This is a genomic window from Robinsoniella peoriensis, from assembly GCF_000797495.1.
GTDB classification, from domain to species: domain Bacteria; phylum Bacillota; class Clostridia; order Lachnospirales; family Lachnospiraceae; genus Robinsoniella; species Robinsoniella peoriensis.
Genome location: NZ_JTGN01000004.1, coordinates 64,467 through 79,576 on the forward strand (window position 1 = coordinate 64,467; position 15,110 = coordinate 79,576).

The following is a 15,110-nucleotide window of genomic DNA, read 5'->3' on the forward strand; positions in this document are numbered from 1 at the left end:
CCTCATTTCGTTCTTAAATATTTATCCATCATGCAACCGCCTTCAAGATATTTCGCTGTTACACACATCTTACAGTGTACGCATTTTTCGGGATTAATGTAATAACTACCGCCAACTATTGAAATAGCCCCTGACCGACATAGAGACTCGCATTTTAAGCACTTTCTGCAAGCATTGAACTTACGAATTTGATAACCAATCATTCGCTGCAAATCATCATGTTCAACTACATTCATCGTCCTTATCTTCACGGCGTACTCGTAATCTTCTTGTCCAAATGGCTGGACAGATATAATAGGTACACTCGTTCTAATATCTAAAACAATGGTCTCGTTCAGTAATTTACTTCCTAGCTCTGGTGCCAACTTTCCAAACGGCACAAGCATTCCAATCAGTTCATCATCGAACGGTCTAGCTAAGCGATAGATCTTCGCATGGTTCTCTGCGGTACAGTTTGCAAATTTTATTTTCACATCATTTGCAGCCTTTAAACCATTGCCACCTTGTCTGGCTTTCCACCATCCTTCATCCACATAAACTTCAGGATCCGGTTTACCAATCTTGTCTGCAAATGCTATCAGAAAACTGCGCCATTTTGTGGCTTTCTCTGGCATATAAAGCCTTGCAAGGAATTGTGCCCTTTGATTGTTGTTAGGGCAACACCAACAACCTACTCTATCATAACCCAAACGATATGCATCATTAAAATCGATCTTTGTAGATAGCAGATAAAGCCATATATCAATATCTCGCCAAAAGAAAATTGGAGAAGCTACTGCCTGTTGCTGTATTTTTACTGATTCGGCAGCATCTTCAAATCTATTATACTTGCTCCGGCTAACAGATTCAGCTTTTCTTATTCCATAAAAGGTTAATATTTGTTCATTTCCATAAAGGCTATTGATTACTCTTGTAATCGGCCCCGTCTTGAACATTGAACAGCACCACCGCATCATTCTTGCTGGAGGTCCAATATCTTCACAAACTTCCTCAAAATTTTGCTCATAATTTCGAGCAGTCTGAAAAATAGCATAGGGATGTTCCTGCCGATATCTTTCAGCATATTCCATCGTCAGTGGAAACTCCAATGTGGTATCACCAAAGATATGAACTAAGCTTGAATCACTTAAAGCCCTAATTACAACCTCTGCTGTTACAGTAGAATCCTTTCCACCAGAAAATGAAATCACCAAATTCTCTCTCTTGAATTCTACTGCTTTAGAGCGAACAAACTGTCCAGCTTCATCTATCAAATAATTCAAACGATTCTTATTTGCTTCCACAAATCTATTAATATATGTATTAAACGAATCATAGGAGTTTTCATCCCTATGTTCCGCCATTACCACTCGTATCTTGTCAACATCTGCAAACTGAAAAAGTTCGTTGGAAAGTACAATCGATTTTCCATTAACATAATACCTATTATTCGCGGCCCATACCGAACAATTCATATATTCAAAAGGCTCTTTTTCTGACAATATTTCCAACAGTAAACGTTCTTCCGGGAATACCGGCCGCAAGTCTTTAGACATATATTTTGTCTTACTTTCACAAATAGGACAAATCCCCTTATCTGCTTGATTCACCTCGTTAATTATTGGTATTTTACAATAATTACACCAATAAACCTCCATCGGCTTATCCTCAGCTGTAAAGTCACCACAGACAGGACAGATTTCCTCATTTGTTTTAATGTTGCAACGAGTACACCAATGCTCTTTCACTGGTGAGTCCTCTACAGTATGGGCTCCGCAGATAGGACAGATTTTTTCTCTTATCTCAATATTACAATCTCTGCACCACATAACGCTTCATCCACACCTACCTTTTATCTTAATCACACACTGCAACTGCAAAAAACATGCAGTATGAATAATATCACTTGTCAACTTCTTCTCGGGCAGAAATAAATTCCATTATATCACTGGGTGAACAGTCAAGGGCACAACAAATTCTTTCCAAAACATCAGTAGTCACATTTCGCCCATGGTTTAACTTATTCATAGTATAATGGCTTATCTGTGCCCTTTCCTCCAAATCTTTCTTTTTCCATTCTTTATCAATCAGTAATTTCCAGAGTTTTTTATAACTCGAAGCCATGTGCTCACCTCCCTGTCAAGTAGTCGTCCTTTGACGGAATATCTTTTTAAGTATACCTCTAGCGTCGAAAAAAGTCAAATAAGTAAGTTTGAGAACACAACCTTTTTGTTAATATTTTATTAATAATATTCAATTTAATATACTATTATTTGCAATACAACTGATTACGTGCTACAAATCACAGAAGAGCCAAAACAAATATATTTTGTCTTAGCCCCTCAATCATTATTTATCAAACTGATATTCATACTAATTGCATCAATACATCTTTTATAAGTCCCTCATCCTCCAAGCGATTTATTGCAAAACATTTTTTACCAGCATCCTTCAACGATGCCCCAACATGAATATCATCTAAAACTATAAAACGGTCATGGAATGACTCTATATATTTCACCTCCAATTTCGGATATTGCCTATTAAAAGTCTTAACATCTGCCGCTGTCAGCTTAGTCTGTTGCATTGTATAAAGATGGACATTGACATTTCTTTTCTTCTTAGCTAAAATATTCATTGTATTCACATCCACATAATTATCTATCAAGATAATAGATTTCTCCGCACTGCCAACCAGTTTCACCAGCAGACTGAACGCATCATAAATCTGCCCTTCAAAAAACACCTTCTGCGCTACCTCCTGATGCTCCGCTATGTAATCAAAAACCTGTTCAAAACGTTCGTCCGACTTCTTTTCATACTCCAGCTGTCTCCAGCTAACTTCACTGATTTTTTCAAACAGCAAAGAATTATTGACCAGAAACTTTCTCGTTTCAACAAATGCTGTTATAATCTGAATACTTACCTGAATCGCCAAATCACTATTCAATACCGCTGAAAGCATTGCAATACCCGGCTCCGTAAAAACATTTGGAAGATATCTTCTTCCACCCCTTCCCTTTGAGGTAACAATCTGTGACCTCAAACCTTCATACTCTTCATCTGTAATCTGAAAACGAAATGCATCAGGAAAACGTGCTATGTTTCTTTTTACCGCCTGATTGAATACCTTTGTTTCCGCCTGATAAAGAGCCGCCAAGTCACTGTCCATCATTACCTGCTGTCCACGTACAACATAAATTAAATTTAGAATTGCCTTATCAGAGTACGCTATTTCTGGTAATCGGTTCTCCTTCTGTTCCGTTATTCCCATTGTCCCTTTCTGTTCTTTTTCCAAAGATCACGCCGCCTTTCTCAACCTCCTATTATGATTTTCCCTATTTTTTATGCCCATTCCCATATAGTGGTGTCTTGAGTTTATCCACCAACCAGCTAACCTCGCCGCCCTGAAATCTAATTTCTGGGGTGACAATATATGCTTTTCCAATTCTGTTTACAACACCATTCTCCGTCACAACAGCAAACTTAACCATTTGTTTCTCCATTTCATATTGCCTCCTTATTTTCCATATCTTCTTCTCCGCTCTGCAATAAGCTGTGTATGAAATTTCTTCGTTTCTTCTTCAATATAAATCTGCTCTTCTTCCAGTATCTTTCCTCTTTCTTCATCAAGGACGATAATCAGCTTTCCCTCCTCACACTGAACAGTTACAAGCTTATTTGCTGTAAACCCCCAATCTTCCAGCCATGCGCCCTTTAACATAAGCATAGGTGTGGGTTTATATCTATATCCAGACTGCTCATAGACCTTTAAAAATCTTTTTTCTTTACTCATATCTTTTACCCCCCTTTATAATATTTGCAATATAGCTTGGATTTTTGTTCAGAAATATCTATGAACTGATATACACGAAAATACATTAGACTGATTGGATATATATTATGCAACACTGTAACATAATCTCTGATTTATCGTTACATATTGCAAAAAATTTGGCGTTGTAAGATCCCTGTCTTTTAGTGAATGAAACCGACTTCTAGCCATGGTACAAAAACGCAGGTTTAACTCTCCCATGGCGCCCGGTTCACATTAAACCCGGCCGAAACTTGTCAACCAACATTACAACGCCCGTTGCAACCCGTCAGCATTTATAAGGACTTCGGACCTTCACACTTCCCAGTGCGGTTGCTTTAATTGCAGAAATGTTTTTCGTCAAATAACAAACGACATATAAAGCACTTTCAAAAATATGTTTTCAGCACTTGATAATATTATTTTCATATTTGTTGATTTTATATTAGCATATATTAATATTTTTGTCAACATAAATATTAGCATATGCAAAAATTACTTTCGCTTATACTGATTATATGTTAAAATATGCTTATGTAAATAAAGGTGGTGATATAATGATGCGGTATTATAAGCTGTTCGATTTGCTTTCACGCCGTGATATGAAAAAAACTGATTTATTAGAAGTGATTTCTGCCCCCACACTTGCCAAACTCTCAAAAGGGGAAAGTGTAACAACAGATGTTCTATGTAAGATATGTGCATTTTTAGATTGTCAGCCCGGAGACATCATGGAATATATTAAATAAAATAACCAAAGTAAAAGCAGGTACTCCACATCACGGAATACCTGCTTCGCTATCAGCTTTCATCAAATCATCTTAAAATACCTTAGTGCATCTTCTATCGCTTTTTCTTTTTCCACTGGCACCTGCGGAACTTTAGATTTCCCATCACCAACATTATAGTTAATCCGTTCTATTAAACCATGCTTTCTTTTAACCTGTGCCACATATAATTGCGATACCTTCAACCCAGTATGTTCAAACACATATTGCTTTATTTCATCATAGGTTGCCTTACTCTCTGCTGTTGTCAAATCCATCTCATCAAGTTCGATTTTAACCTCAATAGATTTGGCCGATTTCAGTTTGGACAAAAGGACAACGGTCTCCACATGCCCAGTCCCAGGAAACATATCAACCCCCACAACCTTCACAACCTCATACCCTCTCCCCTGCAGCACTTCCAAATCCCTCACCAGACTGGTAGGCTTACAGGAAATATAAACCATTCTATCCACCCCAAAATCAATAATCTTCAACAAGGCCTTCGGATGAATCCCATCCCTTGGCGGATCAAGGACAATAAGATCCGGTTTTTCCTTAACTAAATCAATTGCTTTCAATACATCTCCTGCAATAAACTCACAATTATCCAGATTATTCAAAGCCGCATTTACTTTAGCAGCTTCCACTGCCTCTTCTACGATCTCAATTCCAATCACTTTTTTTGCAACTGGAGCTAACATCTGTGCTATCGTTCCAGTGCCGCTGTAGAGGTCAAAAATCACTTTGTCTTTCGTCTCTCCCACATAGGAACGTGCTGTCTCATACAACACCTCTGCACCAAGTGAATTCGTCTGAAAGAATGAGAATGGAGAGATTTTGAATTTCAGCCCTAACAATTCTTCATAAAAATAATCCTGTCCATATAAAATTTTGGTTTCATCATTCTGAACCACATCCGCCAGACTGTCATTCAATGTATTTAATAGCCCAACGATTCTGCCTTCTAATTCTAATTCCAAAAGCCTGTCCTTCAGTCCCTCCAGACTGGGAGCTGATTGCGTACTGGTTACAAGATCAATTAAAATTTCTCCTGTCTTTTGTCCTTTACGTACCAACAGATGACGCAGGTATCCCTGGTGAGATAGCTTATGATAAAAACTAAGATCCGTTTCTTTAAAATATTCCAACACGCAGGCCAGAATCTTATTATAATCATCATCCACGATTTCACACTGATCAACCGTTACAATATCGTAAAAGCTTCCCCTTTTATGCATACCTAATGCCAATGGGCCATCTTTAACTTCATCCCCAAATGAAAATTCCATTTTATTACGATATGCAAACTGTCGTGGGCTACCTTTTATTCCCTCGAATTCATAATTCTGACAGACGCTGTCTACCAGATCTTTTACCTGTTTTTCTTTCATAACCAACTGAGTTGGATAATCCAGATTCTGATATGTACAGCCACCGCAGATACCAAAATGCGGGCAGGATGGTTCTACTTCCACAGGTGACTTTTCAATTACTTCTAACAATCGTCCCTCGCATTTTCCTTTTCGGATTTTATTGATGGAAAAGCGTACTTTCTGTCCGGGAACTCCATTTTTTACAATTACTGTTTTTGTTTCATTCTCAACTTCTACAATCCCTTTGTTAGGGAATACAACTTCTTTTATAACACCTTCTAATACTTGACCTTTTTTCACTATAACTTACGCTCCATTTACATTTCATATTTTTCGTAATTACTCTTTGTTAACTTTAATCAAAAACTATCCATGTTTTATATTTTACATTAATATATATCACTCTGCATAATATAAATATTTTTCTTTTACCAGTATGCGAAAACATTACTCTGGAAATATATATATTCTTTATAGCTAAATGTTTATTATCAATATTAACTAAACTAATTTTTTAGCTGCCCTTTCGCTTAAAATAGAATTCCAACTCATCTTGTTTTCTACCAACATATGAATAATATTTTCTATGAACCAGTGAAGAAATCATATGATTAAACCACTATGCTTATATTTAAAAATATGCTTCAAAACAACATATATCTACAACATATTTTCACAACATTTATCCAATAACTCTATTCTACCAAATCTCTCGACATATTACAATTTTTTCGTAAAAAAAAGCAGGTGCCAAATGACATCTGCCCTTTTATGCATTTTTAATTAATCTACTGCGTCTTCAACGGCGTCTTTCACTTTTTCTGCTGCTTCTTTGACGTCTTCTTTTACATCGTCAATTATATCATCCGCATCATCAAAATAATCATCGAAATCATCATCAAAGTCCTCTTCAAAGTCTTCCAGATAATCCGGCGTGAAATAACGATAAACACCATAAGCGATTGCTGCTACTGCTGCTACAGCACCGATAATTGCCAAAACCCAAAGCACTGTATTTTTGTTTTTGTCATCCTCTTTTTTCTGTAATGCAGCCAGTAATTCTTCAAATTTGTTCATATCCTTACACGTCCTTTCATTAGATTTACTCTTATGACTAGTATATCACTAAATACTAAATTTTACTATATGAAAAAAATATTTTATACTTTCTTTAGTTTTGCAAAGGCCGCAAACATCTTTTTTACGCCTGCTTTTTCGAAGTTGACGGTTACTTCATAGTCCTTGCCGCCTTCTACGATTCCCTCTACGGTTCCTATGCCGAATTTAATGTGTTTTACCTGATCTCCAACACTGTAATCCAAGGTATCCGCCTTCTTTACCTGGAATTGTTTGGGATCAAATATTTTTGTTTTGAATGCTGTTTTTGCCTGGGCATAATTGGTTGGTTTGGGAATATCTTCCACTTTATCCTTCACCTGTCCGCCAACAGCTACCAGGTCCCGTGGTATTTCCCGGATGAATCTGGATACTTTGTTATACTGTGTTTCACCGCGGATCATTCGCTGCTTTGCACTGGTCAGGGTCAAACGCTGCTTTGCTCTTGTAATTCCCACGTAACACAGACGGCGCTCTTCTTCGATATCCAGGGGATCGTCGGAAGTTATAGTCATATAACTCGGGAATATGCCATCTTCCATTCCGGCCAGATACACGTTTGGAAACTCCAGTCCTTTGGCACTATGCAGGGTCATCAGTACTACATGGCTGCTCTCTTCATCCAGGTTATCGATGTCCGCTACCAGGGCTACTTCTTCTAAAAATCCGCTCAGTGACGGCTCTTCAGCATCACTTTCATAAGATACAACTTTAGTGATCAATTCATCGATATTTTCAATTCTGGCTCTCGCCTCATCGGTGTCTTCTGCTTCCAGTTCTTTTACATACCCGGTTTCGTCGATGATTGATTTCATAATTTCCTGTACTGACAGATAATCCAGTTTACTGCGCAGTGTCTGGATGAAGGTTACAAATGGTTTTATTTTTACTGCACTTCTTCCCAGTGTTGCAATGCTCTCAGCATCTTTTAACGCATCATAGAAGCTCATATCATACTCATCTGCATATTCCTGCACCTTGCCAAGGGAAGTGGCTCCGATACCCCTTTTTGGTACATTAATGATTCTCTTAACTGCCAGGTCGTCCATGGCATTATCTACCGTCTTTAAATAAGCCAGAAGGTCTTTGATTTCTTTTCTGGCGTAGAAATTTACGCCCCCGATGATTTTATAAGGAATATTTGCCATCAGGAATTTTTCTTCGAACATACGGGACTGGGCATTCGTTCGATAGAGAATCGCGCAATCCTTATATTCATAATTGCCTTCTCGTATATTCTGCGCAATATCTCCCACAATATACTCTGCTTCATCAAAAGCCGTTAAAAATTGACGAAAATGAATTAAATCACCTTCCTCATTATCGGTCCAGAGTGTTTTTTCTTTTCTGCCTACATTGTTTCGAATCACATCATTGGCGGCATTTAAGATATTCTGGGTGGAACGGTAATTCTGCTCCAGTTTAATTGTTCTTGCATTGGCGAACATTTTTTCAAAATTTAAAATATTTCCGATATTGGCACCACGGAATTTGTAAATAGACTGGTCATCATCACCCACTACGCAAAGGTTCTGATATTTTTCTGCAAACAGACTTACCAGCTTAAACTGTGCCGTATTGGTATCCTGATACTCATCTACCATGATGTATTTGAATCGTTCCTGATAGTAATCCAATACATCCGGGCAATTCTGGAACAGCTCTACTGTTTTTACAATTAAATCATCAAAATCCAGCGCATTATTGCTGTGAAGCTGCTTCTGGTATTCTTTATAAGCCTGTGCAATTTTCTGCTTTCCAAAGTCGCCTGCAACATTTAATTCGTATGCCTGCGGACTAACCAGTTCGTCTTTTGCAGATGAAATTGCTCCCAGCAGTGCTTTTTCTTTATATACTTTAGTATCTATCTGCAGGCGTTTGCAGACATCCTTCATCAGAGTTTTCTGATCGTCGCTGTCATAAATGGTAAAATTATTCGTATAACCCAAGCGGTCTATGTAACGTCTTAAGATTCTGACACAGGTAGAGTGGAATGTGGATACCCAGATACTTTCGGATCCGAAACCCACCAGGCTGTCTACACGCTCACGCATCTCTCCTGCCGCTTTATTTGTAAAGGTAATTGCCATAATATTCCACGGGTTTACCCCTTTTTCTTCAATCAGATATGCAATGCGGTGTGTCAGAACCCTGGTCTTGCCGGAACCTGCCCCAGCCAGTAATAATAACGGACCTTCCGTATGGAATACCGCCGATTTCTGCATGTCATTCAATGTATCGTATATGCTCATTGTAATACCACCTAACTTTTAGTCTCGGGTTTTATTATATAATAAAATGAGGCTTCTGTCACCAAGAATCCACATTTTTCATCTTATTTTAAGATTATTCCCCTCTATTCATCAAAAGCCGCGGTGACGATGTAACCTCTTGGGGTATTTTCAATTTTCTTAATGATCCCTTTTCTTGCCTTAATTCTTCTGCCGGACGGAAAGCACCCAGACATAGCGACTGCAGGCTCTATGATATAGCTGTAATTCATCGAGGTGTTGATCTCTACGATCTCTACTTCCTGTCCTTCCTCTACCAACCCCGGCCTTTCCATCTTAAACTGTTCTTCACGCATTAATTTTCATTCCTTTCCATAGATATACCTCTAATATCTTAGTACATTCCCTCCTAATTTGCAACCCTCCATTCCTCTTATAACATGACACCCTCCATTCCTCTTATTACATGCTTCTTATTACAGGCATTTTAATTACATCCCCTCTTATTACATGCACATTTATTACATGCTCCCTCATTACATGCACTCACATTATATGCTCATTCATTACATACTCGCTCATTGTGTACCGATACATTCCCTATATTCTACCCGCCTATATTCATCTTCTACACGAATAGAGCTATATCTCAATCTGAAATATCTTTACCTTAAGCCAAACCGGTTGAAGGGTACCCAAATCGGTGTTACACTAAATTAAAAAAATGAAAGGAGTCAATGTTATGAAACGCCGTTACCTCATATATAACATTCTGATGTGCCTGCCTTTGATTCTGACCCTGATCAGCTTGTATTTCCTACCGGATAAAATCACGACTTCAGTTAATTTATCCGGTAGCGGAATGAATGTCATCGGGAGTAAGTATGAACTTTTGATTTTCCCTATTTTTACTCTGGCAATCTGTGCATTCGTGAAGGTTATTTTGAAATCGGAAGATGCTCATATTGCAGGCATCATCCTGGTTGTTATTTTTAATCTTATCACAATAATTACATTAATTGGTACCTTTTCCCATGATACAGATATTTCCGCATTTATTAAGAACGGAATTAACTTTAAGCCTTCTCTTGCTGTTGTTACCTGGATTATTGGAATCTTTATTTTTCTGGGTGGAATCACGATGTGCTTTGCCAAAAAACCGGTGGGTATTTACTCCGTTATGAAAGCCCCGGAACAGGAGAAAATATCTGATCTGAAAAAATATAACCGTGCGGTGGGATTTCTGTTTATGGGATATTCACTGTTCTTTATAGCAAGCGGATTTGTGGGATTGAAGGATCAGACATTATGTACGGTGTGTCTCACTCTGAGTGCAATGCCGGGCTGTATCATTATCATGATCATCTATGAATGTGTTATTGCTAAAAAATACGTTTTAAGGTAGAAATTGCAATTATGTTTTTCTCTGATATTGTAGATAGTATTAAGAAATATTACAAACTACAATAAAAACATTTACAAATAGTAATGAAAACTATATAATGTAATCAGAGGTGAACAAGATGACAATAGATACAGATGATATGATAAACAGCATATTGCGCAGCTTATCCAGAATTGATTATATCAAACCTGCAGATATTCCAAATATTGACCTATACATGGACCAGGTAACTACTTTTATGGATTCGCACTTAGCCCATTCGAAACGAAATTCAGATGATAAGATTTTGACAAAGACCATGATTAATAATTATGCTAAAAATGACCTGCTTCCGCCACCGCTGAAGAAAAAGTATTCAAAAGAACATCTGCTGGTTTTGATTTTTATATATTATTTTAAAGGCGTGCTATCCATCACTGACATTCAGACACTGCTCCATCCCATAACAGAAAAATACTTTCATAACGATTCCGACTTTAATATGGAGACACTCTACCAGGAAGTATTCAGTTTGGAGAAAAGCCAGGTAAATGAAATTTCTAAGGATATTTTGGAAAAATACAATACTTCCCAGAAGACCTTTGAAAATGCAGATGAAGAAGATCAGGCATTTCTAAAACATTTTTCTTTTATCTGCCTGCTGAGTTTTGATGTATATATTAAAAAACAGCTGATTGAAAAATTAATTGATGAACTTCCAAAAAAAGATTTAGAAAAAAGTAAAAAGTGAAAATCAAAAATCTAATATCAAAAATCTAAAAACAGGCAGGATGCTTTTTAAAGAGCAGCTCTGCCTGTTTTATATTCTTCTATCTTTTTAATATTACTGCTTTTTTTCCTGCATACGGTCGAATACCATTTCATACCCATCATTACCATAATTCAATGAACGGTTTACTCTGCTGATGGTTGCCGTAGATGCTCCTGTCTTTTCTGCAATTTCCAGATACGTTTTATGCTCTCTTAGCATCTTAGCTACCTCAAAACGCTGTGATAAAGAAAGCAATTCATTAACAGTACATACGTCTTCAAAGAATAAATAACATTCTTCTTTATCTTTTAGATTTAAAATAGCCTCAAACAGTTGGTCAACTGCTTCTGTCCTGATTTTTTTGCTCATAAAATTACCCCTTCATTCGTTCGTTGTTGTACTTTATATATTAGCACAGCGAAACTTTAGTGTAAAGAAGTTTATCGATTTTTATAGCGGTTGATATACTTTTTGTATTCATCCACAGAACGATTTACGATTAATTCTTCCGGAAATTCAAAGCATTCAAACAGTTTGTCTATAAACTGATGATTTCCCACATCTGCGGCGCAGTGGGCATCACTGCCTAAGATGATTGGTACCTGATATTTTTTACACATTTCCAACATCACAATATCATTTGGAATTGGGTTCTCTCTGGCTCCCAGGGGATGCAGGGAATTGTTATTAAGTTCTAACAGTACCTGATGTTCTTTTGCCCCCAGGACAAGCGCTTCATAGTCCAGCGGGAAACGGCTGTCATCCGGATGTCCGATAATATTAATATATGGATTTTTCATGGCATTCAGACATGCTCTTGTATTCTCTTCTCTTGTACCGGATTTTATACAGGGTGTGTGCAGGCTTGCAATTGCCACATCCATTTTTTTCAAAAGGCTGTCATCCATGTCCAGATTACCGTCATAATCCAGTACATTAACTTCTGCCCCAAATAAAACTTCTATTCCACACATGCTGCGCTCCAATATACGCAGGTTCATGAAGTAGTATTCATGGCAGGTCCCCGGCATCTTAGGTGCATGCTCAGTAATCCCAAGCAGTTCCAGACCTTTTGCTGCAGCCTCATAGGCCATTTCATGAATCGTACTGTATGCATGTCCGCTGGCCAGCGTATGTGTATGTGAATCTAATACGTATCTCATCTCGTTAACCTTCTTTCTGTTCTAACATGGTTATTATACGTGTTTCATGGGGAAATTTCAAGTTCCGTTTTCCTTTTATGATAATTTTGTTCCAACAAAGTGTCTTTCACAGAAAAACAGCCCGGCTGAAACACCGGGCTGTCTGTAATTATTTTTTCTTTTTCTTTTCACTCACATATCCAATAAAATTATTCTGATACAATGTCTGAAAAAATCTCGTCATGCGTTCATACAACGGTTCGGCTTTATCGCCAAACTGTACTTTCATCTCATTTGCGATTTGAAATACTGTTTTTCTGCCATCCATCAGCTGCCACGCAAAGCTTCCGTAGTTATCCAGTGTAATATGACTGAATCTGGGTCTTTTAAATACTTTCTGGGCAATCCAATTGTAGAAACCTTTATTTTCCATGTGAACGACTACGTTCCCTTTTTTATCCAGATCCCATTCAAACTTAGGATTACAGATCGGAACAAAGTCAAGATAATTCTTCTTGTTTTTCTTTCCCATTCTTATGCCTTAGCTTTCTTTTCCTTTAAGAATAAAGAGAACTTCAACAATGAGAAGATTAACAGAGCAAAGAAGATTAATCCAACGATCTTAGCAACACTTTCGGGGAATATTCCACCGCCGATTTTTGCAATGGCATCTCCAAGAGATCCGCCTGACATAGGAATAATTGCAAATACTGCTAACAGAATACCAATTAATCCTTCACCGGCAATAAGGCCAGAACAATAAAGCACGCCGCCATCGATGGCATTTTTCTTTTTCTTCTCGTCCATTCCCTTTTTCTTTTCAATAAATAATCTTACGAGTCCACCAGCCATCATAGGTGTGCTTAAATGGATTGGAAGATATAAACCAACTGCAAATGGAAGTACCGGGATTCCTAATACTTCTACTACAAGTGCAATGAACACACCTGCAAATACCAGGTTCCATGGTAAGTTACCGCCCATAACACCTTCTACTACCATCTTCATCAGAGTAGCCTGTGGTGCAGGAAGTTCAGCAGAACCATATCCCCATGCTTCATTTAACAGATATAAGATACCACCGATAGCGATCGCAGCTGCTAATACACCGATGATTTCACCAATCTGCTGTTTCTTAGGTGTAGCACCCAAAATATAACCTGTCTTTAAATCCTGTGAAGTATCGCCTGCAATTGCTGCGATAATACAGATAACAGAACCGATTGCAATTGCTGCTGTCATTCCGCCCTGTCCTACCTGTCCGGTTGCTTTCAATGCCATGGATGAAATCAGCAGTGTTGCAATAGCCATACCGGAAACCGGGTTATTACTGCTACCAATCAATCCAACCATACGTGAAGATACAGTTGCAAAGAAGAATCCGAATACTACGATCAAAACAGCACTAAATAAGTTTACCGGAATAATCGGGATCAGCCAGATTGCAATAGCCAATGCAAGTATAGAGATAAAAATAACCGGCATGGAAAGATCCTGATCAGTACGAATGTTGGAATTAGCAGCTCCGCCTTTTCCGTATCCTTTAATAGCGTCTTTGAAAGTTTTGATGATAAGTGGCAGTGACTTAATTAAACTTAAGATACCACCGCATGCTACAGCTCCTGCACCAATGTACTTAATGTAATTGGACCAGATACCAAAAGATCCTCCCTCTTCATAAATCTGAGCGATCGGTATAGTAGCCGGGAACAATGTAACATTTGCACCAAATAATACGATTAATGGCATTAACACAAACCATCCGAGTACACCACCTGCAAACAGATATGATGAAATCTTTGGTCCGCAGATATAACCAACACCTAACAGTGCTGGTAATACGTCCATACCAACACCCGCTCCTTTATAAGCAGGAATTTCATAATGTACTTCACTTGGGAATAATTTAAATCCGTCTGTGATAAATTTGTAAGCTGCAGCAATACCTAAACCAGCAAATACAGTGGACGCTTTTGCACCACCCTGCTCACCAGCCAAAAGTACTTCAGCACATGCCATACCTTCCGGATATGGAAGTGTTCCGTGTTCCTGTACAATTAAGGCTTTACGAAGAGGTACCATGAAGAGAACTCCTAATGTACCACCGATAAATGCAATAATTGCAATCTCAAGTAAAGACGGTGCTGCTGTTCCCCACTCTTTTGCCCACAAAAATAACGCTGGCAGCGTGAAAATAGCACCTGCGGCTACAGACTCACCGGCAGAACCAATCGTCTGTACCATGTTGTTCTCCAATACGGAGTCTTTTCTCAAAATGACGCGGATAACGCCCATTGAGATAACGGCAGCTGGAATTGATGCAGATACGGTCATACCTACACGAAGTCCAAGATACGCATTTGCGCCACCGAACAGAACAGCCAGCAATACACCCAGGATGATGGCTGTCGGCGTAAATTCCGGTACTGACTTGTCAGCAGGAATATACGGCTTGAAACTTTGTTTTTCGTTCATGTGTCTTTCTCCCTTTATCTTTTTTGTTCGTGTTATTATAACATGATTTTGTTC

At 38.2% G+C, this 15,110-nt stretch carries 15 protein-coding genes and 1 pseudogene; 3 read left to right on the forward strand and 13 right to left on the reverse strand.

All coding sequences use genetic code 11. From position 1 onward, the window contains the following. Nucleotides 1–2: 2 nt before the first annotated feature. From QR40_RS09130 to QR40_RS09145, 5 genes are all read right to left on the reverse strand, one after another. The gene (locus tag QR40_RS09130; protein ID WP_052430797.1) at nucleotides 3–1,727 is read right to left on the reverse strand and encodes a phosphoadenosine phosphosulfate reductase domain-containing protein; all 1,725 of its coding nucleotides are present in this window, start codon (nucleotides 1,725–1,727) and stop codon (nucleotides 3–5) included. 154 nt (nucleotides 1,728–1,881) lie between these two features. Continuing rightward, a complete protein-coding gene (locus tag QR40_RS09135) occupies nucleotides 1,882–2,103 on the reverse strand; it encodes a helix-turn-helix domain-containing protein (protein WP_044294550.1) in 222 nt (73 codons plus the stop codon). 244 nt (nucleotides 2,104–2,347) lie between these two features. Further along, a complete protein-coding gene (locus tag QR40_RS09140) occupies nucleotides 2,348–3,277 on the reverse strand; it encodes an ORF6N domain-containing protein (RefSeq protein WP_330373711.1) in 930 nt (309 codons plus the stop codon). 40 nt (nucleotides 3,278–3,317) lie between these two features. Continuing rightward, the gene (locus QR40_RS31715) at nucleotides 3,318–3,485 is read right to left on the reverse strand and encodes a hypothetical protein (protein WP_160295791.1); all 168 of its coding nucleotides are present in this window, start codon (nucleotides 3,483–3,485) and stop codon (nucleotides 3,318–3,320) included. Nucleotides 3,486–3,499: 14 nt separating this feature from the next. Then, nucleotides 3,500–3,775 carry a SymE family type I addiction module toxin gene (locus QR40_RS09145; protein ID WP_044294553.1) on the reverse strand — a complete coding sequence of 92 codons (276 nt, stop codon included), beginning with the start codon at nucleotides 3,773–3,775 and terminating at the stop codon, nucleotides 3,500–3,502. Between the two features lie 575 nt (nucleotides 3,776–4,350). On the opposite strand from QR40_RS09145, the gene QR40_RS09150 reads away from it, so the two are divergent. Beyond that, nucleotides 4,351–4,542 (forward strand): helix-turn-helix domain-containing protein, encoded by a 192-nt coding sequence (locus QR40_RS09150; protein WP_003508925.1) that lies wholly within the window; start codon nucleotides 4,351–4,353, stop codon nucleotides 4,540–4,542. A 62-nt stretch (nucleotides 4,543–4,604) separates the two neighbouring features. Here QR40_RS09150 and rlmD read toward each other — a convergent pair whose 3' ends face one another. From rlmD to QR40_RS09170, 4 genes and pseudogenes are all read right to left on the reverse strand, one after another. Beyond that, entirely contained in the window at nucleotides 4,605–6,236 is a 1,632-nt protein-coding gene (gene rlmD, locus QR40_RS09155; protein WP_044294554.1) for a 23S rRNA (uracil(1939)-C(5))-methyltransferase RlmD, read from the reverse strand. Nucleotides 6,237–6,797: 561 nt separating this feature from the next. Beyond that, a pseudogene (locus QR40_RS09160) lies at nucleotides 6,798–7,013 on the reverse strand (hypothetical protein); the annotation flags it as partial. Between the two features lie 83 nt (nucleotides 7,014–7,096). Then, nucleotides 7,097–9,304, reverse strand: coding sequence for a DNA helicase PcrA (gene pcrA, locus QR40_RS09165; protein ID WP_044294556.1), 2,208 nt, complete (start codon nucleotides 9,302–9,304; stop codon nucleotides 7,097–7,099). A gap of 104 nt (nucleotides 9,305–9,408) precedes the next feature. Beyond that, on the reverse strand, nucleotides 9,409–9,639 hold the full coding sequence (locus QR40_RS09170; RefSeq protein WP_027294421.1) for a hypothetical protein: 231 nt from the start codon (nucleotides 9,637–9,639) through the stop codon (nucleotides 9,409–9,411). Nucleotides 9,640–10,025: 386 nt separating this feature from the next. Between QR40_RS09170 and QR40_RS29710 the strand changes: the two genes are divergently transcribed. Continuing rightward, nucleotides 10,026–10,688, forward strand: coding sequence for a DUF1648 domain-containing protein (locus tag QR40_RS29710; RefSeq protein ID WP_052430770.1), 663 nt, complete (start codon nucleotides 10,026–10,028; stop codon nucleotides 10,686–10,688). A 118-nt stretch (nucleotides 10,689–10,806) separates the two neighbouring features. Beyond that, nucleotides 10,807–11,418 carry a DUF1836 domain-containing protein gene (locus QR40_RS09180; RefSeq protein WP_027294423.1) on the forward strand — a complete coding sequence of 204 codons (612 nt, stop codon included), beginning with the start codon at nucleotides 10,807–10,809 and terminating at the stop codon, nucleotides 11,416–11,418. Nucleotides 11,419–11,511: 93 nt separating this feature from the next. On the opposite strand, the gene QR40_RS09185 is transcribed toward QR40_RS09180, so the two are convergent. The 4 genes from QR40_RS09185 to QR40_RS09200 all read right to left on the reverse strand — a co-directional run bounded on the left by QR40_RS09185 (nucleotide 11,512) and on the right by QR40_RS09200 (nucleotide 15,056). Further along, nucleotides 11,512–11,808: a YerC/YecD family TrpR-related protein gene (locus QR40_RS09185; protein ID WP_027294424.1), complete on the reverse strand. Its 297-nt coding sequence runs from the start codon at nucleotides 11,806–11,808 to the stop codon at nucleotides 11,512–11,514. A 71-nt stretch (nucleotides 11,809–11,879) separates the two neighbouring features. Then, on the reverse strand, nucleotides 11,880–12,602 hold the full coding sequence (locus tag QR40_RS09190; protein WP_027294425.1) for a phosphatase: 723 nt from the start codon (nucleotides 12,600–12,602) through the stop codon (nucleotides 11,880–11,882). Nucleotides 12,603–12,750: 148 nt separating this feature from the next. Continuing rightward, nucleotides 12,751–13,113 carry a PqqD family protein gene (locus tag QR40_RS09195; protein WP_027294426.1) on the reverse strand — a complete coding sequence of 121 codons (363 nt, stop codon included), beginning with the start codon at nucleotides 13,111–13,113 and terminating at the stop codon, nucleotides 12,751–12,753. A gap of 2 nt (nucleotides 13,114–13,115) precedes the next feature. Next, the gene (locus QR40_RS09200; protein ID WP_044294558.1) at nucleotides 13,116–15,056 is read right to left on the reverse strand and encodes an OPT family oligopeptide transporter; all 1,941 of its coding nucleotides are present in this window, start codon (nucleotides 15,054–15,056) and stop codon (nucleotides 13,116–13,118) included. Nucleotides 15,057–15,110 lie beyond the last annotated feature (54 nt).